This is a genomic window from Mucilaginibacter sp. 320_HR, assembly GCF_059691875.1.
This window is the reverse complement of sequence record NZ_JCAWAI010000001.1, coordinates 906,879-929,675: the sequence shown is the minus strand read 5'-3', so window position 1 is coordinate 929,675 and position 22,797 is coordinate 906,879. Positions and strand designations below refer to the sequence as shown.

The 22,797-nt window shown below is 44.8% G+C and carries 20 protein-coding genes; 17 read left to right on the top strand and 3 right to left on the bottom strand.

The features are described 5' to 3' along the window. Nucleotides 1–57: 57 nt before the first annotated feature. Complete coding sequence (locus AC59GT_RS04200; protein ID WP_497236464.1) at nt 58–390, bottom strand: hypothetical protein; 333 nt, start codon at nt 388–390, stop codon at nt 58–60. A 98-nt stretch (nt 391–488) separates the two neighbouring features. Between AC59GT_RS04200 and AC59GT_RS04195 the strand changes: the two genes are divergently transcribed. The 7 genes from AC59GT_RS04195 to AC59GT_RS04165 all read left to right on the top strand — a co-directional run bounded on the left by AC59GT_RS04195 (nt 489) and on the right by AC59GT_RS04165 (nt 8,610). Continuing rightward, nucleotides 489–2,030 (top strand): acyl-CoA carboxylase subunit beta, encoded by a 1,542-nt coding sequence (locus AC59GT_RS04195; protein WP_497236463.1) that lies wholly within the window; start codon nt 489–491, stop codon nt 2,028–2,030. Nucleotides 2,031–2,054: 24 nt separating this feature from the next. Then, a complete protein-coding gene (locus tag AC59GT_RS04190; RefSeq protein WP_497236462.1) occupies nt 2,055–2,465 on the top strand; it encodes a GNAT family N-acetyltransferase in 411 nt (136 codons plus the stop codon). A 204-nt stretch (nt 2,466–2,669) separates the two neighbouring features. Next, on the top strand, nt 2,670–3,785 hold the full coding sequence (locus tag AC59GT_RS04185; RefSeq protein ID WP_497236461.1) for a M42 family metallopeptidase: 1,116 nt from the start codon (nt 2,670–2,672) through the stop codon (nt 3,783–3,785). Between the two features lie 55 nt (nt 3,786–3,840). Further along, nucleotides 3,841–4,740, top strand: a complete 900-nt coding sequence (locus AC59GT_RS04180) for a nucleotidyltransferase family protein (RefSeq protein WP_497236460.1) — start codon at nt 3,841–3,843, stop codon at nt 4,738–4,740. A 168-nt stretch (nt 4,741–4,908) separates the two neighbouring features. Then, on the top strand, nt 4,909–7,842 hold the full coding sequence (locus AC59GT_RS04175; protein ID WP_497236459.1) for a M16 family metallopeptidase: 2,934 nt from the start codon (nt 4,909–4,911) through the stop codon (nt 7,840–7,842). A gap of 135 nt (nt 7,843–7,977) precedes the next feature. Then, the gene (locus AC59GT_RS04170) at nt 7,978–8,151 is read left to right on the top strand and encodes a hypothetical protein (RefSeq protein WP_497236458.1); all 174 of its coding nucleotides are present in this window, start codon (nt 7,978–7,980) and stop codon (nt 8,149–8,151) included. 93 nt (nt 8,152–8,244) lie between these two features. Then, a complete protein-coding gene (locus AC59GT_RS04165) occupies nt 8,245–8,610 on the top strand; it encodes a response regulator (protein WP_497236457.1) in 366 nt (121 codons plus the stop codon). Here AC59GT_RS04165 and AC59GT_RS04160 read toward each other — a convergent pair. Continuing rightward, entirely contained in the window at nt 8,592–9,740 is a 1,149-nt protein-coding gene (locus AC59GT_RS04160; protein ID WP_497236456.1) for a hypothetical protein, read from the bottom strand. The genes AC59GT_RS04165 and AC59GT_RS04160 overlap by 19 nt on opposite strands. A 96-nt stretch (nt 9,741–9,836) precedes the next feature. Continuing rightward, on the bottom strand, nt 9,837–10,625 hold the full coding sequence (locus AC59GT_RS04155; protein ID WP_497236455.1) for a carbon-nitrogen hydrolase family protein: 789 nt from the start codon (nt 10,623–10,625) through the stop codon (nt 9,837–9,839). A gap of 273 nt (nt 10,626–10,898) precedes the next feature. Here AC59GT_RS04155 and AC59GT_RS04150 point away from each other — a divergent pair, with 273 nt between their 5' ends. The 10 genes from AC59GT_RS04150 to mgrA all read left to right on the top strand — a co-directional run bounded on the left by AC59GT_RS04150 (nt 10,899) and on the right by mgrA (nt 22,682). Next, nucleotides 10,899–14,000: a tetratricopeptide repeat protein gene (locus AC59GT_RS04150; protein WP_497236454.1), complete on the top strand. Its 3,102-nt coding sequence runs from the start codon at nt 10,899–10,901 to the stop codon at nt 13,998–14,000. A gap of 11 nt (nt 14,001–14,011) precedes the next feature. Continuing rightward, the gene (locus AC59GT_RS04145; protein WP_497236453.1) at nt 14,012–15,859 is read left to right on the top strand and encodes a hypothetical protein; all 1,848 of its coding nucleotides are present in this window, start codon (nt 14,012–14,014) and stop codon (nt 15,857–15,859) included. A 41-nt stretch (nt 15,860–15,900) separates the two neighbouring features. Further along, nucleotides 15,901–17,064, top strand: coding sequence for an HU domain-containing protein (locus tag AC59GT_RS04140; protein ID WP_497236452.1), 1,164 nt, complete (start codon nt 15,901–15,903; stop codon nt 17,062–17,064). A gap of 37 nt (nt 17,065–17,101) precedes the next feature. Further along, on the top strand, nt 17,102–17,815 hold the full coding sequence (locus tag AC59GT_RS04135) for a MotA/TolQ/ExbB proton channel family protein (protein WP_117384163.1): 714 nt from the start codon (nt 17,102–17,104) through the stop codon (nt 17,813–17,815). Then, a complete protein-coding gene (locus AC59GT_RS04130) occupies nt 17,812–18,216 on the top strand; it encodes an ExbD/TolR family protein (RefSeq protein ID WP_117384164.1) in 405 nt (134 codons plus the stop codon). The genes AC59GT_RS04135 and AC59GT_RS04130 overlap by 4 nt, the downstream gene beginning before the upstream one ends. 105 nt (nt 18,217–18,321) lie before the next feature. Further along, complete coding sequence (locus tag AC59GT_RS04125; protein WP_117384402.1) at nt 18,322–19,131, top strand: energy transducer TonB; 810 nt, start codon at nt 18,322–18,324, stop codon at nt 19,129–19,131. Nucleotides 19,132–19,197: 66 nt separating this feature from the next. Next, nucleotides 19,198–19,575 (top strand): four helix bundle protein, encoded by a 378-nt coding sequence (locus AC59GT_RS04120; protein WP_497236451.1) that lies wholly within the window; start codon nt 19,198–19,200, stop codon nt 19,573–19,575. A gap of 72 nt (nt 19,576–19,647) precedes the next feature. Beyond that, entirely contained in the window at nt 19,648–20,955 is a 1,308-nt protein-coding gene (locus tag AC59GT_RS04115) for a bifunctional folylpolyglutamate synthase/dihydrofolate synthase (RefSeq protein WP_497236707.1), read from the top strand. A gap of 67 nt (nt 20,956–21,022) precedes the next feature. Beyond that, nucleotides 21,023–21,619 (top strand): hypothetical protein, encoded by a 597-nt coding sequence (locus AC59GT_RS04110; RefSeq protein WP_497236450.1) that lies wholly within the window; start codon nt 21,023–21,025, stop codon nt 21,617–21,619. 73 nt (nt 21,620–21,692) lie between these two features. Further along, nucleotides 21,693–22,682, top strand: a complete 990-nt coding sequence (mgrA, locus tag AC59GT_RS04105) for an L-glyceraldehyde 3-phosphate reductase (RefSeq protein WP_497236449.1) — start codon at nt 21,693–21,695, stop codon at nt 22,680–22,682. Nucleotides 22,683–22,797: the final 115 nt, after the last annotated feature.

Below are 22,797 nucleotides of genomic sequence, written 5' to 3'. Positions count from 1 at the left end.
TGCCCCTACAGGTACAGCTAAGCTACCGGTATGCTAAAGCAAACCGGCAACAAGTAATTAAACGTTGGGCGGCGGAGTGGGTACAACAGGATGATATACCTGTGTGTAAAGAGAGTTTTCCTGATTGTGCAGGATATTGACTTCGACTATAAAAGGCCGAAAGATGGTAAAGTGCAGGCAGGTTTCGTCGAATGACTTCTTTTCTTTAAAGGTGTCCTTACTTGGATCTTCCTTCTCAGATTTGGTCTCATTCTCCAGCTGCATGATAACAGCACTTACCGTTTTGTTGTCGAGGCTTAAAAAAGCTGGCGCGATAGAGATGACCATCTTCGCGATGAAGATGCTCATAAACAGTACCACGACAGAAAGTTTTAAACCTTTACTTTTCATCCGCTGCAAATATAGTAACATAGGTTAAAGTAAAAAATGCTAAAAAGTGTTCTTACAATTAAATTACTAATTTTAACGCTCCTCAATAAACCGCTACAGTGAACAAAAAACTAGAAATACTTGAACAGAAGCGCCAAAAAGCGCTGGAGGGCGGCGGCAACGCCCGTATAGAAAGTCAGCATAAAAAAGGAAAACTAACCGCCCGCGAACGGCTCCATTTTCTGCTGGACGAAGGATCGTTCCAGGAAATTGGCATGCTGGTGTCGCACCGCTCTACTGATACCGGGATGGAAAAAGAGCAATATCCCGGAGATGGTGTAGTAACAGGCTATGGTACAATTAGCGGCCGCACCGTTTACGTGTTCTCTCAGGACTTCACCGTATTTGGCGGGTCGTTATCAGAAACGCACGCCGAAAAAATATGCCGTATAATGGACTTGGCTATTCAAAACGGTGCTCCCCTTATAGGTTTAAATGATTCCGGAGGAGCCCGTATACAAGAGGGTGTGGTATCGCTCGGCGGTTATGCGGATATATTCTATCGCAACACAATGGCCAGCGGCGTAGTGCCACAAATCTCAGCCATTATGGGACCCTGCGCAGGGGGTGCAGTGTACTCACCTGCTATAACCGACTTTATATTAATGGTAGAGCATACCAGCTATATGTTTGTCACCGGCCCTAACGTGGTTAAAACTGTAACACACGAGGTGGTAACTTCCGAAGAACTTGGTGGCGCACATACTCATGCTACTAAAAGCGGGGTAACGCATTTTGCCTGCGCTAACGAGATAGAGACCATAAAGCACATAAAACAGTTATTGAGCTACATGCCTCAAAATTGTGAGGACCGTGCACCATCCCTGCCTTACCAACCACAAAATGAAGTCCGTGCATCACTTACAAACATACTGCCGGAGAATGTTTCTCAGCCTTACGACATCCGCGAGATCATCAATGAGGTGATAGATGCGGGATCATTCATGGAAGTACATAAAGATTTTGCAGAGAACATTGTGGTAGGCTTTGCACGCCTGGCTGGTCGCAGTATAGGTATAGTCGCTAATCAGCCGGCATTTTTAGCTGGCGTGCTGGATATCAATTCTTCTACCAAGGGTGCGCGTTTTGTACGTTTCTGCGATAGTTTTAATATACCGCTGCTTGTTTTTGAAGATGTACCAGGATTTTTGCCAGGGACTGACCAGGAATGGAACGCTATTATTACCAACGGTGCCAAACTGCTTTATGCCTTCTGCGAAGCTACCGTGCCACGCATAACGGTAATCACTCGCAAAGCGTACGGCGGTGCTTATGATGTTATGAACTCCAAACACATTGGTGCCGACATGAACTACGCCTGGCCAAGTGCGGAGATAGCTGTTATGGGTGCCAAAGGGGCAGCCGAGATCATATTTAAACGCGAGATAACATCAGCAGAAGACCCGGAAGCAAAATGGCGAGAAAAGGAACAGCAGTATGCCGAGATATTTGCCAACCCCTACCGTGCAGCCGAACGTGGTTTTATTGATGAAGTAATTGCCCCTGCGGATACCCGCATAAAACTTATAAACGCCTTTAAGATGCTGGAGAACAAAGTGGTGAATAATCCAAGAAAAAAGCATGGGAATATACCGCTGTAGTAGTAGAATTTAGATTAAATTGCTATGCTTTCCATTGAACAAATAACCCCACACCTCACCTGGCAACTGCGGCGGGATATCCTTTATCCCGGCGAGTACAAGCATAACATGGAGATGGAGGAAGATAACCATGGGTATCACTTTGGCGCCTTTACAGATAATAAGCTGGTGGCGGTGGTATCATTGTTTAAACATGCCGGGGATTGGCAGTTCCGAAAATTTGCGGTAAGCGCCGATATGCAGAAGACAGGAGTAGGCACACAATTATTAAAATATATTACGAATTTTGTGGTGCAGGAACACTGCACCAGGCTATGGTGCAATGCCCGCTTGTCGGCCACAGGGTTTTATGAACGCTTTGGGTTTAGTCAGACCGGAGCCGTATTTAATAGGAAGGGTATAGACTACATTGTAATGGAGAAGATGCTTTCCTAAAATAAAAAGGTCGACTGCCTTGCGCCGTCGACCTTTCCTTAACTTAACTGATCTTATTTATTAACGGGGCAAAGTTGAGCTTTGCAGTGTTAAGCTATTATTAAATATTGCGTTAAATTTCCATAACGTTAATAAGGTTGTTACGCCTATTTAAACTGCTTTACTATATTTGTGCTTGGCCACCCTGGCCGCATACATATACAAATGGCTAAAAAGAAAACAGAAGTTGCGCAGAAACCTGCGATTGTTACAGAGAACTCTCTCGCGTTTTTCGAAAGATATATCAATAACCCTTCGCCTACCGGCTTTGAATGGAAGGGCCAGCAGATGTGGCTGGATTACATAACACCCTATATAGACGATTATTACGTTGATAACTATGGCACTGCTGTAGGCGTGATAAACCCTACTGCCGAGTACAAGGTAGTAATAGAGGCACATGCCGACGAGATATCTTGGTTTGTAAACTATATCACAAACGACGGCCTTATTTATGTTATCCGTAATGGGGGATCTGACCACCAGATCGCACCGTCTAAACGTGTGAATATATATACAGAGACAGGTGTTGTAAAAGCTGTTTTTGGATGGCCGGCAATTCACACCCGTTTGGGCGGCGAAAAAGAGGAAGCCCCGACGCTGAAGAATATTTTCCTGGATTGCGGCTGCACAAGCAAAGAAGAGGTAGAAAAGCTTGGCATCCACGTAGGTTGTGTAATTACCTATGAGGACGAGTTTATGGTTCTTAACGACCGTTATTACGTCGGCCGTGCGCTGGATAACCGCGCTGGAGGTTTCATGATAGCCGAGGTGGCACGCTTACTTAAAGAGAACAACATTAAGTTACCATTTGGCTTGTACGTTGTTAATGCTGTACAAGAGGAAATTGGCCTAAGGGGTGCCGAAATGATAGCGCACCGCATAAAGCCAAACGTGGCAATTGTTACCGATGTTACGCATGATACCAATACGCCGATGATCAACAAGATCACTCAGGGTGACCTCAGCTGCGGTAAAGGCCCGGTGATTTCATATGCACCCGCGGTACAAAATAACTTAAACAAGCTCCTGATTGAGTCGGCACAAAAAGCCGGCATTCCGTTCCAGCGCCAGGCATCATCACGCAGCACTGGTACAGATACTGATGCATTTGCTTACTCAAACGATGGCGTGCCATCGGCATTGATATCATTGCCGCTGCGTTACATGCACACCACCGTAGAAATGATCCACAAAGAAGATGTGGATAATGTGATACGATTGATCTATGAGTCACTGCTATCGATACAAGCAGGACAAGATTTCAGATATATAAAATAATAAAACAAACATTTGATACCGACCCCTACTTTAACAACAAAAGTCTACTAAAACTATGAAACCAACATTATTAATCCTGGCCGCAGGTATGGCCAGCCGTTATGGCAGCATGAAGCAGGTTGACGGCTTCGGTCCAAATGGCGAAACCATTATTGATTATTCTATTTACGATGCTATAAAAGCAGGTTTTGGAAAAATATCTTTCATCATCCGCGAAGAATTTCTTGATAACTTTAAAGGAATATTCGAGCCAAAGCTTGCCGGTAAAGTTGAAACTGATTACGTTTTCCAAAGCTACGACCTTACCCAGTTTGGTATTACCGAAGAAATTGAACGCGCTAAACCATGGGGAACCGCTCATGCTGTTTTAGCTGCACGCAACCAGGTAAACGAGCCTTTCTGCGTAATTAACGCCGACGACTTCTACGGCTTTGAAGCTTTCCAAAAGATGGCGGAGTTCCTGACCACTGAAGCTGCTGATGACAAGTACTCACTTATTGGCTACCAGGTAGACCGCACCCTTAGCGACCACGGATCAGTATCTCGCGGCGTGTGCCAGGTAGAAGACGGCAACATGGTAGCAATAAACGAACGCCTGAATGTTTATTTTAAAGAAGACAGATCGGTAGTTTACGAAGAAGGCGGGCAGGAATTCCCGTTATCAAGTGATACCCGTGTATCAATGAACTTTTGGGGTTTTACACCTGCGGTTTTCAAACAAAGCGAGCCAATGTTCAAAGCGTTTGTTGAAAAGAACAAGAGCAATCCTAAAGCGGAATTCTTTATCCCGCTGGTTGCCGACGAGTTGATTAAAAACGGCACAGCATCTTTCAAAGTTATCCCTACAGGTGCCAAATGGTTTGGCGTAACTTACAAAGAAGATAAGCCAATCGTTCAAAAAAATATTTCTGAACTGGTAGCTAACGGTACTTACCCTGCTAATTTGTGGGCGTAACACAAACGGCTTCCTAAAAGATCAGGATAAACCATAATTCAAAGGCCATGAAGCGCAGCTTCGTGGCCTTTCTTGTTTAAGTTCAATACCGCCATTATTCACTAATATTTTAGTTTAACCAGCAATAATACCTTCATATTTAATATATTTATTGCTTTAGTAACTATTATGAAAATCAAACTAACCCTTATCCTTTTGCTTGTCGGCGCCTACTCGGCCAGGCTGGCAGCACAAACCCAATACGCCTGGAAAACGGCCACTTCCGGAGGGTACACTTACAAGTACGTAACCGGGGACCCAACTCACTCCCGCTTTTACACGCTTAAGAACGGGCTTACCGTTATCCTGAGCCCTACTAACAAACAACCGCGCATACAGGCCTACATTGCCGTAAAAGCAGGCAGCAAGACAGATCCTGCCGATCATACCGGCCTTGCGCATTACCTGGAACACATGATGTTTAAAGGGACCGACAAATTTGGCTCGCTTAACTGGGCTAAAGAAAAGCCCTTGCTGGATAAAATAGATGACTTGTATGAACAATATAACTCTACTACAGACGAGGCTAAACGTAAAGAGATCTATAAAGAAATAGACAAAACTTCAGGCGAGGCCGCGAAATTTGCTATTGCTAATGAATACGATAAAATGATGGCCGCTATGGGCGGACAGGGCAGTAACGCGTTCACCTCGTTTGAGCAAACCGTTTACACCGAAGATATCCCAAGTTCAGCAGTAGATAAGTTCCTTACGCTGCAAGCGGAAAGGTTCCGCCAGCCCGTACTGCGCATTTTCCATACAGAACTGGAAGCCGTGTACGAGGAAAAGAACCGCGGACTGGATAACGACGGCCGCAAAGCGCAGGAAGCGATGTTCGAAGCATTGTTCCCTAACAACAACTATGGTAAGCAAACTACTATTGGTACTATTCAGCACCTCAAGAACCCCTCACTTAAAGCCATCCGCAAGTACTATTACGATTACTATGTACCCAACAATATGGGCGTGATCCTGGCCGGCGACTTCAACCCGGACGTGATGATCAAGAAAGTGGCCGAGCACTTTGGCTACATGAAGCCTAAAACCGTTCCTGCTTACACCTTCGCGCCCGAGGCTCCTATCACCAGCCCCGTTCAGCGGGAGGTTTACGGTCCTAACCCGGAGAACCTTACTATTGCTTACCGCTTCCCTGGCGCAAGCACGAGAGATGCACGTATGCTAAGCCTGGTTGGTTCTATCCTTACCAATGGCAAAGCCGGCTTGTTCGACCTTGATCTTACCAAAAAACAAAAGCTGCTGAGTGCATCTGCATTCCCATATATATTAAAAGATTATAGCGCGCTGATGCTGCGCGGCAACCCGGTTAAAGGGCAGTCTCTTGATGATGTGAAAGCACTTATGCTGGCCGAGATTGATAAGCTGAAGAAAGGCCAGTTCTCCGATGATTTGGTACAATCCATAGTAAACAACCAGAAAAAAGGAATTATTGAACAAAACGAAAGCTACGGTCAACGCGCAGGTAACCTGATGAACGATTTCACGTCGGGTATAGACTGGCGGGTAGACGTGGCTGGCATAAGCGAGCTGAGCAAAGTTACTAAAGCACAGGTTGTGGCCTTTGCCAACAAGTACCTAAACAATAACAATTACGTGATTGTGTACAAACGCCAGGGCGAAGATAAGAACGTAATTAAAGTAGAAAAACCACCTATTACGCCTGTGGAGGTGAACGCAGGTGAGCAGTCGGCCTTTGTAAAAACGATAAACGCTTTACCATCTAACCCTATTAAACCTTTGTTTTTGGATTACGATAAAGACATCCAACGTGCAAAGGCTGGCCCGGTTGATCTGCTATCGGTACAAAATAAAGACAACAGTATTTTCCGCCTGTACTACCGTTTTGATATGGGCAGCTGGAACAATAAGCTGCTGCCTTACGCTGCCTCCTACCTTCAGTTTTTAGGTACCGATAAAATGAGCTCGGAGGACATCAGCAAGGCATTTTACAAGCTGGCTTCTACCTTTAACATCAGCACCAGCAACGAATACACTACTGTTAACATAGGCGGTCTTCAGGAAAACTTTAATGCTACCGTAGCACTATTTGAGAACCTGCTGGCCAACTGCAAAGCAGATGAACCAGCACTTGCCAGCTACAAAGTCCGCCTGAAAAAGTCAAGAGAGAACGCCAAATTAAATAAGAGTGCCATTATGCAGGGCTTAGTTAATTATGCGCAATACGGCATCAATAACCCTTTCAATAATGTACTTACCGACGAAGAACTTGACAACATAAAAGCACAGGACCTGGTTGATATTTTACATAGCCTGGCCAATTACAAGCACATTGCCCTGTACTATGGCCCTCAAACAGCTGTACAAACAGGCGCAACGCTGGCTAAGCTGCACAAAGTGCCTGCAACTTTTACCGCTTACCCGCTTGCAAAGAAATTTACACGTGTGAAACCTGCAGAAAACCAGGTGCTTTTTGCCAATTACGACATGGTACAGGCCGAGATAAACTGGATACGCAACGAAGAACCCTACGATGCAGAAAAGACTGCCACGGCCGACCTGCTGAACAACTATTTCGGCGGGGGAATCAGTTCAATTGTATTCCAGAATATCCGCGAATCAAAGGCGCTGGCTTACTCTACCTATGCATACTATAGCCAGGCATCAAAGATGGGGCAAAATGATACGTTTGTGGCCTATGTGGGCACCCAAGCCGATAAGATGAACGATGCCATAAAGGCGATGAACGAGTTATTGAACAACATGCCTGAGTCTGAAAAGGGATTGCTTGCTGCGCGTGATAACGTTCGTAAATCTATTGAGACCGAACGCGTTACCCAGGACGATATCCTGTTTAATTACCTGGATGCGAAACAAAAAGGATTAAACTACGATATCCGGAAAAACACTTTTGCGGCAAGCAGTAAACTCAGCCTTGCCGATGTTAAAGCTTTTCACGATACAGAACTGAAGGATAAACCATACACTTATTGTATAGTTGCTTCAGAAAAAAGAGTGAGCGACGAAGACTTAAAAAAGTACGGAACGGTATCTAAGCCCGACCTCAAGACCATATTTGGTTATTAACCCTTTCAAAAAAGGCTGGTTTTGCAACCAGCCTTTTTTGTTTAACCCGCTAAACACCTGTTAACAAACCGTTTTTATTAATTTAATTTTTCCTTTATATTCGTTGCTTTAGCCCCTACAACCTACATCTCTACTGTGGAAACTGCTACTGTACAAACCATTCACTCGCGATGCCCAAAATGCGGCAAGCATTTTCATCATAAATTACACCGCAGTTGGGTGGTGAAAAACCTGCTTTGGTTTATGCCCTATCAAAAGTATTTCTGCGCTAATTGCAAAAAAGGCGTTTACATTCTCAAAAAGGATTAATATACCTCTTCTATGATGTTTGGTATAAGTATTGCTAACTGTGGATAGAATGTGTTAAAGACAACACAATAGCAGATACTTAACAACAAGAAAATGCGACGGATATTAGCGGTTGATGACGATAACGATATATTAGAAGTACTTCAGTTTATACTTGAGGACTCGGGCTACGAGGTAGAAACGCTTAGTGATGGCCGAAAATTAATGGATGTTATACAGGAAAAGCATCCTGACTTGATATTATTGGATATTATGTTAGGTAACATGGATGGCCGTGAACTATGCAAAGCCGTAAAGCAAAGTGAAGATACCTACGACATTCCTGTTATTTTAATATCTGCAAGCCATAACATTGCAACTCCACTAAACCAAGATGGTGCTCCAAATGATTTTATTGCAAAACCGTTTGACATCAATCACCTGCTCAATAAAATAAAAACTCACTTAAAAGCTGCCTGAGCGGTTACCGGCTTTACACCTAATTGCTGTAATTCCTTATCAATCCGGTTGTTCCATTGCTCTTGCTGCCAGTTATTACGGCTGTGTGCAGTTTCTCCATCATACTGTTTTTGCAGTGAATCGATCTCCCTTAACGCATCCAGGTAAGCAACATTTATAGGTCCATCATAATTACGTGGATCGTATTTTATGTTCAATAGATTTTGCCTGAAATGTTCGGCAACTAACTTTACGATATCAAAATGCCGCTGCTCGTGATTAAGCCCGTAATCGTCCATCGCCTCCGGCTTTGCCCAGCAGGCGCTTTTAACTGCGTAAACTTTTAGGTCAATCTTTATCTGGAAAATCCCTTTCACCAGTTTAACATCCTCGTTGTAGCCGAGGCTGGCAAATACTTCGGCACCATATTTATTATTTCGTGGCCTGTCCTTAAAATCTGCCCATTTTAACGGACGATCTATGTTGTAGTAGATGGTATCACCTTCGGTTTTCTCGGTGTAGTTGCTGAAAGAAATTTTAACTGCTTTAGCAAGTGCTATATTGTTGTTAACCTGGCTATCTATCCACTTATTAATGTAAATAAGGCTATTGTCTAATGCAGTCCGCAACAATGGCTCTGCTTGTTGTACACTACCCGCCTTGCGCTGATAGGTACTCTCCGCTTCATAGCTATCCAGCCGGGTAAATTCGTCATTATATACCAGCCCAAAATCAAGAGCGATACGCATCCTTCCCTGTGCCATTCCACTTGCTACCGGCTTTTCTGTCAGATCTATTGCCTTTATCCGGAGGGTTACAGCACGAAGGTTTTTATTTGAAGGCAAGCCGCCGATAAGGTAATTCTTAAGGGCAGCACTCCCACCTTTAATACTGGCAGTTACAACCTCTGGTGCTTTACCCGGCATGCCACCTGCCTGCACCAGTTTACCAATAATACCCGGGTTAGAGCGCTCGTCGATCACCGACGCTATGTAAAATTCTTTAGAGGATAAAGCGATATGTTGGTCTTGCAACTGCAGGTAAGCACCAGGCAGTGGCGCAGGTTTAAAGGCCATTAAACCGGCAATTAAAAAAGCCAGCAAAACAAGGTAAACAGTAGTTTTAAGAAAAGGTAATTTATTAAGGATCATTCCAAGCCAAAACGTATCAAGCTCACTGTTATTTTGTTGTCCTAGGTCGATTTACATACTCATGACCATTACGTTATAACAAATTGACAACGTGATTTACCGTACCAGATCAGGCTTAAAACGTTTAGCCAGTAAACCCGTGGCAAGATTTGTATCCACTTCGGCAACTATTACGCCTGCTTCTCCGTAAGGCTGGTAAGCTGCGCAGGTACCATCAGGAGCTACTATAGAACTAGCAGATTCCTGGTACTTCATTGCGTAACCTACGCTCGCAAAATAAATAGTGTTTTCCATGGCGCGCATCATCATGGCTTTCTCGTAATAAGGGTTTGTTTTCGCGCCCCATTCAGATAGCTGTATACCATCTATATTGCTGCCGGTAAAGTGCGGGTGAAAGACTACCTGGGCCCCGCGCGCTGCTGCCCACCTAACAGATTCGGGATAGCGGAAGCCTTCATGGCAAATCGTTATACCAAAGGTCAATCCGTCTATCTCAAAAAGCTGTCGCTGTGTGCCCGCCGTCCAGATAACATCCTCTGATGGGTCCAGTTGGTTTTTGGCCTGATACCCTAATATCTCGCCGGTACCGGATACTACATATGCTACATTTAACCTATCACCACCGCTAAACCAATCCATTGGGATGATAATAGCTATTTTGCTTTCGGCAGCAATTTCACAAACATCGTTTAGTGCGTCCTGCATGTTCTCCGGCGAACTCTTCTCTACTCCAAACTCAGGTATTGGATAGCCGGGTATAAACGACTCTGGGAAGCAAACAATACCGGCCCCCTTATTCGCAGCTTCGCTCGAAAACTCTTTAACCAGGCCTAAGCCATCTCGTATTGATTTAGGGAATGGCGGTGTCGCAAGTGCTATTTTCATCAGCTTAAATTATCGTTGCTATAAAGTTGCAAAAAACAGCACTTAAAAAATGCGATTTCTGCAGGTTTTCGCTTGTACTTATACACATGCCCATGTATTTACCAACAACCGCAAGCTAAGCAAAACTATAGTTGCTAATTTTAGTTTTCCACGGGGATACCACCCAGCTACCTTCTCCGTTTAAAAATAGTTCTTATTCACATTTGTTAATTACTAATGTGGATTGCATTTTTGCGGTTAAGCTATTTTCGCACCGTCGTTAGTACGTACTCTATGATAAAACTGAAATACTTCACCCTGGTTGCACCGGTGTTTCTTGCTCTTTCAGCGCAGGCGCAGCAGAACCCATCTTTCCACATCAACGAGGTTTATAACTCTGCTAATGAACTGCTTAGCAAGCAAAAATACGCGTCAGCCGCAGAGCAGTTCCGCCTGGTGGAGCGGTCGCGCTTAAAAACATCATCACAGGCAAAGTTTGAAACTGAGCTCTCTTTACTTAAAGAGAATGCACAATATTACGAGGCATTATGCGCGTTAGAACTGGGAAATGATGATGCCGAAAGCATGTTTTTACGCTTTATAAAAGAGCATCCCGAAAATCCACTTACCAAACTGGCGTTCTTCCAGATAGGCCGTTCTTACTCTAAACAGGAAAAATTTCAAGAGGCGCTAAACTGGTTTAACAAGGTGGATGCCGGTGACCTTAACGGCGCACAAAACACTGAGTACAAGTTTCGTAAGGGCTATGCTTATTTCATGCTTAATGACTATAGGAATGCCCAGGCACTGTTTGGCGAGGTAAAAAACAAACGCTCCCCTTTCCTGGACGATGCAACTTACTATTACGCTTACATTGCATACCTCAACAAAGATTACAATGTAGCGCTGGTAAACTTCGAAAAACTTAAGAATTCCAAAAAGTACGAAAACAGCTATCCTTACTACATCACAGCGGTTTATTTTCTGGATAAAAGGTACGACGATGTACTAAACTATGCCGTACCTATCCTGCAAACCACTAAGCAGCAGCATGAAACAGAGATGCTGCGCATAATAGGTGCTACCTACTTTGCGAAAGGAAATTTCGATAAGTCGGTAGAATATTACAGCCGCTTTCAGGATCAGGATCAAAATAAAACACAAAATACACAAGACAGCTACCAAATTGGCTATGCATATTACAAAGTTGGCAACTACGGTAAAGCAGCTGCCGAACTGGAAAAACTGGTTGCACAAAATGATAACTATAGCCAAAGCGGTAACTACACCCTTGGTGATGTTTTCCTGAAGATGAACAACAAGCAAAGTGCCCGCAACGCATTCTTTGCTGCATCAAGGTTAACGTATGACAAACAGCTACAGGAAGATGCACTGTATGAATATGCAAAACTTTCTTACGAGCTTGACTTTAATAACGAAGCGCTGACCGCCACCCGTACGTATCTAAAGAACTATCCACGATCCGGCCGTATCGACGAGGTGAAGACATTATTGGGCGAGGCTTTGCTGAACTCGCGTAACTATAAAGAAGCCGTAGAAATACTGGAGCCCATACCAAACAAATCTGCAAGTGCGCAGGAAGCTTATCAAAAGGTAGCTTACTATCGTGGCCTGGAATTTTACAATGAACGTGCTTTTGAGAACGCCATCGGCATCTTCTTACGCTCACTAAATTATCCGGTAGACAGCAAGATTAAAGCACTTACACACTATTGGATGGCCGAGGCTATGTATGAAGTTCGCAAGTATGGCGAGTCGGTAGACAACTTCCAGAAGTTTTTGGAGATGCCGGAGTCTAAACAGACCGACGTAGCTAACTTTGCTAATTACGCCCTTGCCTACGCCGCCTTTGGTGACGAACAATACGGCACAGCAGCCAAATACTTCGAACGCTTTTTACAGGGCGAACCAAGGGATAAAAACACTGAGAACGACGCGATCAGCCGCCTGGGTGACAGCTATTTTGTACTGAAAAGTTACGGCAACGCGCTAAATGCTTATGACAGGATCATAGCCCGCCAAAGCCAGGGACAGGACTACGCTTTGTTCCAGCGCGGTATCATACAGGGGTTGCAGGGCTCTCTTGATGCCAAGATCAGCACCTTAAATGATGTACTGAGCCGCTTCCCTAACTCTGACTATGCAGATGATGCCAGCTTTGAGATCGCTTACACTTATTTCCTAAAGAACAATGGCGATCGTGCCAAGGCAGACCTGCAGGCAATGATTCAAAAGTACCCGCGCAGCAGTTATGTGCCGCGTGCGCTTACTACTATTGGCTTGATTGATTACAACGCGGGACGGGATGACGAGGCCGTAAACTCCTTTAAAAAGGTGGTAGCCGATTACTCTTCAAGTGACGAAGCTAAGCAAGCGCTTAAACAGGTAGAAAAGATTTACACAGATAAAGGCGACGCCGCAACGTTTATCAATTACGCAGGCAGCACCGCCATTGGCAACTATTCCACTGCCGATCAGGAGAACATCATGTATGCAGCGGCAAATAACCTGTACCAGCGCGGCGAGTGGCAGGCCACTGTAAACGCGGTAAATGCTTACTTTGATAAGTTCCCGAACAAACAGATCTACGAGAAGGAGTCACGCTACATCCGTGCGCAATCATTGGCCAGCCTTGGTCGTAACGATGAAGCTGTTGTAGACTATAACGTGATCCTGAACGACTGGACAAGCGCTTACAGTGAGAAATCGCTTATTGCGATGGCAAAGCTTTACATGGGCCAGAAAAAGTATAATGACGCTATTGTGTTCCTGAAAAGGTTAGAGACCAACTCCGAGTACAAGGCAGATTACTCTTTTGCTATCAACAACCTGCTGTATGCTTACGGGCAGATAAACATGCCGGATGATATGCTCAAGTATGCAAATCTTATCCGTGACAACGAAAAATCGGCGCAGGAAGATGTGGCAAAAACAGGTGTTTACGCCGGTCGTGCCTACTTGATGAAAGCGGATACTGCATCAGCCATTACCGAGTTTAACTTTACTTTAAAAAACACCAAGAGCGTAGCAGCAGCCGAGGCCAAATACAACCTGGCTAACATAGAGTACCTCCGCGGCAAGTATAAAGCATCGCAAAAAACCTGCTTCGAGCTTACCAAGGAAATGCCAAACTATGACTATTGGGTAGCAAAAACCTACATTTTGCTTGCCGATAATTACGCTGCTCTTAAAGATACCTACCAGGCAAAAGCTACGCTGCAGAGTATAATTGAGAACTATAAGGGCAACGACGACATATTGCCTACCGCCAAACAAAAATTAGCCGCAATGATGCCGCAAAAAGCATCAAACTTAACGCCGGCGGCCGACAAACCTGCCGCTGCTGATACAACAGGAGTTAACAAAGAACAATAGAGAGACAAGCAATGAACACGAAATATATATACATACTGCTCACCTTGTTAATGGTAGGTTACTTTGCTCCTGCAAGCGCGCAAACAAAGAAACCAGCAACAAAAACAACGCAGAAACCCACAGCTAAACCGGCGAAGAAAACCGTTGCCAAAAAGCCGGCAAAAACAACTACCCAACAGAAAGCATCTGCCAAGAACCTTGGTGACGCGGCATCTACCGTAACTGCTGATACTACAAAAAGGGGCGGCAAAACAGACCCTGGGTCACCGGGAAACAGCGGACTTGCCGAAGAAATTGTAGTAACTACCGCCTACAAGCCCGTGTTAGCTGAAGCGGTAAAGATCCGCCGTAACCCGGACCTGGAAGAAGTATCGCCGTTTAAAGCACCTTTGGCTTACGCTCCTCTGGACAAAAAGTTGCAGCAGGATAACAACATTCGCCAGCTTGAGGCTATGAAACGCCCGGCCGAGCAGGACTCCGTACTACTTAACAACTATGTAAAGGTTGGCGCGGGCAGCAAGAAAACCACCTACGCCGAAGGTTACTTTGCAACCGGCCGCGACCAGGCATTACAGGCAGGTGGTTTTGTAAAGCATTTTGCACAAGCGGGTAGCCTTGATAAACAAAGCGAGATAAACGACGAGATAGGTGTGTTTGGTAAAAGTATCAATACGGAGAACACCATAACCGGGCGTATCAATTACAAACGCCGTGGGACGTATTTCTACGGGTTCGATCAGGATCAGCCGATACCTGCTCTGTTTGCACCAGAGAAACAAACGTTTAACACCATAAGCGGCGAAGCCGAATTGGCTAAGAACTACAAAGACGTAGAGAACGACTTTACCTACGCTGCTAAAATTAAGGGGTACATTTTCAGCAATGCTTTTAAGGCCCGCGAGAACAACCTTGTTTTGTCCGGATTTTTAAACCAGACAGTAAAACAATTTTATGCTGGTGTAAGCGCGTCTCTGGATCTTAACACGCAGAAAGACCTCAACTACGACTACTCAAACAACATAGTTCGTGCTAATCCTTACATCAAGTTCCAGGGCGAGAATTACAAGATTGATGGTGGTATCAACATCGTAAAAGAGTTTGGTTTATCATCCAGGTTCTTCATATTCCCGGCGGCTAAAATTGAGTTCCAGGTAGTACCGAAGTATGTACGCCTATTTGCTGAAGCCAAAGGAGACGTAAACCGCGCATCTATAAAAGAATATGCTGATGTTAATCCGTTTATAGATCAGAGCATCAACCTGCAGAACTCTGTAGACCAGCTTGATATTGCTGCGGGTTTAAAAGGCACACTGGCACCCGGCCTGAGCTTTAAGGCAACATTCTTCCGCAACAGCATCAAAAACATGGCTATGTTCGTGAGCCACTCTACTGCTCCGGGTAACAAGTTCCTGGTGGTGTATGACGGCGGGAAAACACGTGTAACCGGCTTTACCGGCGAACTGGACTTTAAAGCATCAGAAGATTTTGACCTTTTTGGCCGTGCCGAGTTCAAGGACTACAAAATGGCTACCGAAGCAAGGCCGTGGAACTTGCCTAAGTTCATGCTTACCGCAGGAACAACCATTCACATTACGGATAAAGTTGATATAAATGGCGCTTTGCTTTTCAGGGGATCAACTACAGACTGGCAGCTGGTAAACGGATCTACGCCTGCATCACCGGCTTACCGTACACTGCCTTCGTTTGCCGACCTGAGTGGTGGCGCGGCTTACAAGGTGAACAAAAAAATATCGGCGTTTGTACAAGTGAACAACATTCTTAATTCATCCAACCAGATCTGGCTTAACTATCCAAGTTATGGCCTTAATGTATTTGGCGGTGTTGCGTTTGCTTTCTAATGCAATTTTTGATGTTTTACAATAATCCGTACTTTTAGCGCATGGATGTAAGCAACTTCATAAGCGAGCTACTCGGTTTGCATGGCGACGTAAGCGTGCCCGGGCTTGGTTATTTTGCGCACACCCGTGTAAACGGCTATTACGACGATAAGGATGGTAAGTTTTATCCACCCGGCTACAGCGTGCAATTTGATCCGCAGTCGTTAGATGATGACAATACGCTTGCGCTGTACGTGGCCGAAAAGAAGAACATCTCCCTGGCATCGGCAAAATACTTTATCGAAAAGTTTGTTGCTTCTATAAAACAGCAAGCTGTACAAGGCGAAGTAGCCCTTGGCAGTTTGGGCTGGTTTTCGTCAAACAGGTACCAACTATCTTTCCGGCCAAACGTAGCTACCGGCAGCAGCCCTGAGTTTTTCGGTTATCCGGTTATATCGCTTCCAAAATTAGGAGATGCCGATACCACAGCTGTAGGTACCGGAACTCAACCACCTCCTATTGAAGAAGCAACACCAGATCCGGAATACCAGCCGCAGCCATATTATCCGCCTGCACTGGAGAATGAGCAGTACCAATCTGCAGAAAGTGAAGAAAGCTACCTGGTAGAACTTACAAATAAACGCCGCCGCAAAACCACATGGGTATTTGTAGTGCTTGCATTATTGTTAGCCGTTTTAACTGCATTCCTGGTGAACCGGTACGACCCTTCATCGTTCAATTTCTCCTCAGCACCTAAAAAGCCGGAAGCCAAACAACCGGCAGTGGTAATGCAAAATTTAGATAGCGCTGCCGCTAAGCCTAAGGCACCAGACACCACCGCGGCTAAACTACCGGATACTACAGCTAAAAAAACTGACACAGTAGCAAAACCAACCACAACACCGGCGACAGCAACCCCTGCACCAGTAGAAAATAGCCTCACTACCGTTAAAGATATTTCTACTATTGCCCGTTATGAAGTAATCGCCGGGTCGTTTAAAGATCTAAAGGAAGCTGCAGGCGCCATATTACAATTTAAAAAGGCCGGCCTTGATGCCAAGATAGTACCCGAAGCACCGGGCAAACGCATTAAGGTATCAGTAGGTACATTTGTTACCCGCGGGCAGGCCGAGGACAATAAAAGGCAACTCATCTCGTCTAAAAAGGTACCGGCCGATACTTATGTAATGCCAATAAATCCAAAAGAGACTACAATAAAGCGCTAAGTCGCTTAACTAACAATAATTCAGAAACAAACAGCAAATGACTTTATTCTTAGCCCAGGTTACAGATACCGCAACTAAATTAATAGATACCGCAAAACAAACCACCACTCAGCTTGCTACTGCCCCGGCAGACGACCTGCATTTTGGCGACCTGCTTATAAAAGGTGGCTGGGTGATGATCCCGATTGGCATACTGGCTGTATTAGGACTGGTGATATTTTTCGAGCGTTATTTTACAATACGCAAAGCATCTAAAGACGAAAGCCAGTTGATGGTGCAGGTACGCTCAAGCATTATGTCGGGCAATCTGGAGTCGGCAGTAGCAGTTTGCCGTAACAGCAACTCGCCACTAGGCCGTATGCTGCAAAAAGGTTTACTCCGAATCGGCCGGCCAATTAAAGATATAGAAGGCGCTATTGAAAACGTAGGCAAACTGGAAGTATCAAAGCTGGAGAAGAACATTGGTATACTGGGCATTGTGGCCGGTATAGCACCGATGTTCGGCTTCTTAGGTACCATCGCGGGTGTTATCAAGATCTTCTACGATATATCAAAAACAGATAACATCAGCATGGGCGTTATCTCTGGCGGTTTGTACGTAAAGATGGTAACTTCAGCAGCGGGCCTTTTTGTAGGTATTATTGCTTACGTGTGTTACCACGTGCTGAATATGATGGTAGATAAAGTGATCCTGAAACTGGAAACCGACGCTATCGAATTTATTGACCTGTTAGAGGAGCCAAGCAAATGAACCTGAGAAAAAGACAACGGGGCGCATCGGCAGAAGTACATACATCGGCCATGAACGATATTATGTTCTTTTTGCTGCTGTTCTTTCTTATCGCCTCTACGGTAACCAACCCTAACGTGGTAAAGCTGATGCTGCCAAAATCGTCCAGCGGACAGGCTGTATCTAAGAAAACCATCAACGTTTCTATAGACCAGAACCTCAATTACCAGGTGAATAAAAAGCCCGTTCCGTTAGATCAGCTGCGGGGCGCTTTAGAAGGTTATAAGAGCATGGCAAACGAACTTACTATAGTGCTGTTTGTAGAACATACTGTAGCTATAGAAAACGTTGTACAGGTAATGGACATAGCTAAAGATTTAAATATAAAAATGGTGCTGGCCACCCAGCCTAAAGGCAAATAACTAATAGTTGCAATGAGCGGCTGACAGTTTGCAATCAGCAAACTTTATTTGAAGCGAACATTACTAACTAAAACCGGGAACTGCATACCGAGAACTGAGAAACTGATGTACAGGGAAGAAAATAATTATCCAAAAGCGTTTGCTGCAACAGGCTTAGTCTTGGCGCTGGTGTTTGCCCTGTGCTATTTTATTGTTATACATACACCAGAGAAACAAGAAGACGGCACCGGCGGCATATTAGTAAATTACGGTACAGTTGACGAAGGTATGGGCAACGACTACATGAGCATTGAAGAACCCTCTGTAGCGGAAAATGCCAACCAAACCAAGCCCGACAAAGTAACAGATGCCCCTCCTACCGAGCAAAAGCAGGAAGTAGAAAGCAGCGACAAGGATGTGGTGACCCAAAATACCGAGGATGCTCCTGAAGTAGCAGCCAACTCCAAGGCACCCAGCAAAACCGTAGCCACGCAGGCAACTAAGCCGGTAACTGCGCCTACTGTTAACCAGAACGCGCTTTACAAGGGTAAAACTAACAATGGCACCGGCGAAGGTGATGGTACCGGATCTACCCCGGGCAACCAAGGTAAAACAACCGGAACCACACTCACCAATAACTATAACGGAACGGGCAGCGGTAACGGGGGTAATCTTAACCTCACCCAGCGCAGCTTTGTATCGTACCCCAAAGTAACCGACCCAAAACGCCAAAGCGGTAAGGTGGTAGTTGATATCCGGGTAGACAAAAATGGCGTGGTAATTTACGCCAATGCAGGTGCACGCGGCACAACCATTACCGACCCTGACCTGCTACAAAAATGTGAAGCAGCCTTGTTAAACTCCAGGTTCACTGCTTCAGAAACTGCGCCGGAAGCACAATCTGGCCAGATGACATTCGTATTTAAGGTGAACTAAACCGGGTGGCACTTGCGGTTGCAGTAGCAGTTTTTTTTATAGAAGTTTGCACAACAATCTCAACCGATGACAGGTAGCTTCAAAGACCTTAAGGTGTATCAATTGGCTTTTAAAGCCGCAACAACAATCTACCATTTAAGTAAACAGTTTCCAAAAGAAGAGACTTACTCACTTACTGATCAAATAAGACGTTCATCAAGGTCGGTGTGTGCGAACCTTGGAGAAGGTTACCGGAAAAGGTTGTATCCAAAACACTTTACATCAAAAATGACCGATGCAGATGGAGAAGCTACGGAAACATTGATCTGGTTAGATTTTGCTTTTGATGCCAAATACATAAGTATTGATGATCACACTAACTTATGCTCCACATACGCAGAAATTGGGCGTATGTTAAACTCTATGGCAAACAATCCGGACAAATTTGTTCCTAAAAATACTTAATTAAACTTGCAAGTGTATCTGCAATGGCTACTGCCACTGCAACTGCAACTGCAACTGCTTACCAAACTGCACATGGACTACAAAGGTACCCTCGACTTTCTTTATACCCAGCTGCCGATGTTTACACGGGTTGGTGCATCCGCTTTTAAAAAGGATTTAACCAACACCCTGGCGCTGTGTGACAGGCTAGATAATCCGCAGCACAAGTTCAAAAGCATACATGTAGGTGGTACCAACGGCAAGGGTTCTACTTCGCACATGCTGGCGGCTATCCTACAAACCGCCGGATACAAAACAGGACTTTATACATCTCCTCACCTGAAAGACTTTCGCGAACGCATCCGTGTGAACGGGCAAATGATAAGTGAGCAAACCGTAGTTGACTTTGTAGAACTTCACAGGCACGACTTTGAGGAAATAGAGCCTTCGTTCTTCGAAATGACTGTTGCCCTTGCCTTTGATGTATTTGCGAAGGAACAAGTGGACATTACCGTTGTTGAGGTTGGGCTGGGCGGCAGGTTAGATTCTACTAATATAATTATCCCAATACTTTCGGTGATCACCAACATTGGCTGGGATCATATGAATATGCTGGGCGATACCCTACAGCTGATTGCCGGCGAAAAAGCGGGCATCATAAAACCGGGAATACCAGTTGTGGTGGGCGAATACCAACCCGATGTAGCAGGTGTGTTTATGCACAAAGCGGAACAGCAAGGCAGTCGAATAGAATTTGCTTCCGAAGACTGGGAGATAGTTTCACAAAGCAGCAATACGGACAGCTTAAAAGTAGAAATACAAAAACAGGTACTGCCTACTTTTGCTTTTTCTGAAGACCCGGTATTGCACTTACAACTAGACCTTCCCGGCAGCTATCAGACGAAAAATTTAAAGACAGTATTATCTGCAGTTGAGGAATTGCGCGAACAAGGCTATAATATAACAGACGAGCATATTGCAACAGCCCTTAAACAAGTAAAAACCTTAACCGGGTTGCATGGCCGTTGGGAGGTATTAAGCACTTCGCCGCTTACTATATGCGATACGGGACACAATCCCGAAGGGGTACAGGAAGTACTAAAGAACATCGCTTCGGTAAAGTACAGCAAACTGCATTTTGTTATAGGTATGGTAAACGATAAGGACATTAGCAAGGTGCTGAATATGTTACCCGCAAATGCCACTTATTATTTCTGCAGGCCCGATATTCCCCGCGGACTGGAAGCGGAAAGCCTAAAGCAGCAGGCAAACGCAATAGGGTTAAACGGAGCCGTTTATGCTTCGGTGAAAGAAGCCGCTGCAGCAGCAAAGGTAGCTGCAGATAACAACGACCTCGTTTTTATTGGTGGCAGCACATTTGTAGTAGCTGAAGTTGTGTAATTTGTTAAAGTGTTTTACAGTTAATTCGCTGCACCATTATCAACTTTCAAAGATCAATTCGTGACTTATGGCTTTAAAAAAACACATCACTATAGTGTTGGTAATGTTGCTCTGTCAGGTTAGTTACAGCTGCCGGCCCCACCCCAAGCCTGAAGAAAAGCTATTGCAAACGAAAGCTGTCTTTAACGGAGCTAAAGAACCCGCAATGAACGACGAAAAGATGTTCAGGGTATCTCTGCGCCGGTTTAAACAAGCTGTTAAAACACATAACAAGCAAGAGTTGAAGCTTCTCTTTAATTTTCCACTGCAAACAAATCCGCAATGGACAAATGATGAAGTGCTAAATTCAAATGTAAATCCACAAACAGGCTTACTGACGGAATCAGAATTTATCTCTTTCTTTAACGATATTTTTACTACAGACGCTCTCCGGCTCATCCCCGTAAGCGACGAAAGTGACTTGTTGGAAATTGATAAGTCAACTCCCGAAAACTATTACAAGCAGCTAACGAAGGTTGCTGACGAAAACAGCACCTTATTTGAGTTAAATAAGCAGTACACCCAGGATAATGGCAAGGAAACCTCTTTCGGGTTTGTTTTTGGAAAGGTAAACGGAAGCTATAAAGTTGTTAGCTACTACAGACCCTGGCCTTTAAAGGATTAGTCCTGCTTAGTTATTACAATTAGTTATATGTTATTGGAGGATAAAATCTATTTTTACCTAAAACCAATTTAAAATGCCCTACCAACCATCTGCCGACAGATATAATAAAATGCGTTACCGCCGCTGCGGCAAAAGCGGTATAAAATTACCCGAGATATCACTTGGCCTTTGGCACAACTTCGGCCATGTAGATGTAATGGAGAACTTCCGCAAGATTTTGCACCTTGCCTTTGACAGTGGCATCACCCACTTTGATCTGGCTAACAATTATGGACCGCCGCCAGGCTCTGCCGAAACAAATTTCGGAAAGATCCTAAAGGAGGACTTTGCCGGCTATCGCGATGAAATGATCATTTCTACCAAAGCGGGTTACCACATGTGGGAAGGCCCTTACGGTGAGTGGGGTTCAAAAAAATATCTGGTCTCCAGCCTGGACCAAAGCCTTAAACGCATGGGGCTTGATTATGTGGACATATTTTACCACCACCGTCCTGATCCTGATACCCCGCTTGAAGAGACCATGAGCGCGCTCGACCTTATTGTAAGACAGGGAAAAGCATTGTACGCAGGTATATCTAACTACAACGCCGAAGAAGCGGACAAGGCCATTGCTATATTGAAAAAGCTAGGTACTCCTTGCCTCATCCATCAGCCAAAGTACTCGATGTTTGTGCGCGATCCGGAAGAGGGCCTGCTGGACGTACTTGGTCGGGATGGCGTTGGCTGCATTCCTTTTTCCCCATTAGCCCAAGGACTACTTACCAACAAATACCTGCATGGCATTCCGGAGGATTCGCGTGCGGCTAAGTCTACCGGTTTTCTGCAAGCAGACCAGGTAACGCCGGAAGCGATAGAAAAAGTGAAAAAACTGAATGTACTTGCAGAACAGCGCGGCCAAACACTTGCACAAATGGCTATAGCCTGGCTGTTAAAAGACGAGCGTGTAACATCGGTGCTCATCGGCGCCAGCAAACCCGCCCAGCTTGCGGATTCGCTGAAAGCGCTGGACAACACCGGCTTCTCGTCAGATGAGTTAAACAACATTGAAGACATACTTAAGTAGTGCATTATTGCACCCTAAAAAAAGCCTGCTTAAATAAGCAGGCTTTTTTTGTAGCCACTGTTTCGGTTACAGTGTTTCGCTTTTTAGCTGAAACCATCTTTAAGAACATAACTTA

Coding starts and splice junctions, on each gene's coding strand:
- AC59GT_RS04125 (WP_117384402.1), top strand. CDS start 18,322: ATGTACAGGGAAGAAAATAATTATCCAAAAGCGTTTGCTGCAACAGGC.
- AC59GT_RS04120 (WP_497236451.1), top strand. CDS start 19,198: ATGACAGGTAGCTTCAAAGACCTTAAGGTGTATCAATTGGCTTTTAAA.
- AC59GT_RS04190 (WP_497236462.1), top strand. CDS start 2,055: ATGCTTTCCATTGAACAAATAACCCCACACCTCACCTGGCAACTGCGG.
- AC59GT_RS04165 (WP_497236457.1), top strand. CDS start 8,245: ATGCGACGGATATTAGCGGTTGATGACGATAACGATATATTAGAAGTA.
- AC59GT_RS04110 (WP_497236450.1), top strand. CDS start 21,023: ATGGCTTTAAAAAAACACATCACTATAGTGTTGGTAATGTTGCTCTGT.
- AC59GT_RS04200 (WP_497236464.1), bottom strand. CDS start 390: ATGAAAAGTAAAGGTTTAAAACTTTCTGTCGTGGTACTGTTTATGAGC.
- AC59GT_RS04115 (WP_497236707.1), top strand. CDS start 19,648: ATGGACTACAAAGGTACCCTCGACTTTCTTTATACCCAGCTGCCGATG.
- mgrA (WP_497236449.1), top strand. CDS start 21,693: ATGCCCTACCAACCATCTGCCGACAGATATAATAAAATGCGTTACCGC.
- AC59GT_RS04135 (WP_117384163.1), top strand. CDS start 17,102: ATGACTTTATTCTTAGCCCAGGTTACAGATACCGCAACTAAATTAATA.
- AC59GT_RS04175 (WP_497236459.1), top strand. CDS start 4,909: ATGAAAATCAAACTAACCCTTATCCTTTTGCTTGTCGGCGCCTACTCG.
- AC59GT_RS04130 (WP_117384164.1), top strand. CDS start 17,812: ATGAACCTGAGAAAAAGACAACGGGGCGCATCGGCAGAAGTACATACA.
- AC59GT_RS04145 (WP_497236453.1), top strand. CDS start 14,012: ATGAACACGAAATATATATACATACTGCTCACCTTGTTAATGGTAGGT.
- AC59GT_RS04185 (WP_497236461.1), top strand. CDS start 2,670: ATGGCTAAAAAGAAAACAGAAGTTGCGCAGAAACCTGCGATTGTTACA.
- AC59GT_RS04160 (WP_497236456.1), bottom strand. CDS start 9,740: ATGATCCTTAATAAATTACCTTTTCTTAAAACTACTGTTTACCTTGTT.
- AC59GT_RS04155 (WP_497236455.1), bottom strand. CDS start 10,625: ATGAAAATAGCACTTGCGACACCGCCATTCCCTAAATCAATACGAGAT.
- AC59GT_RS04180 (WP_497236460.1), top strand. CDS start 3,841: ATGAAACCAACATTATTAATCCTGGCCGCAGGTATGGCCAGCCGTTAT.
- AC59GT_RS04140 (WP_497236452.1), top strand. CDS start 15,901: ATGGATGTAAGCAACTTCATAAGCGAGCTACTCGGTTTGCATGGCGAC.
- AC59GT_RS04150 (WP_497236454.1), top strand. CDS start 10,899: ATGATAAAACTGAAATACTTCACCCTGGTTGCACCGGTGTTTCTTGCT.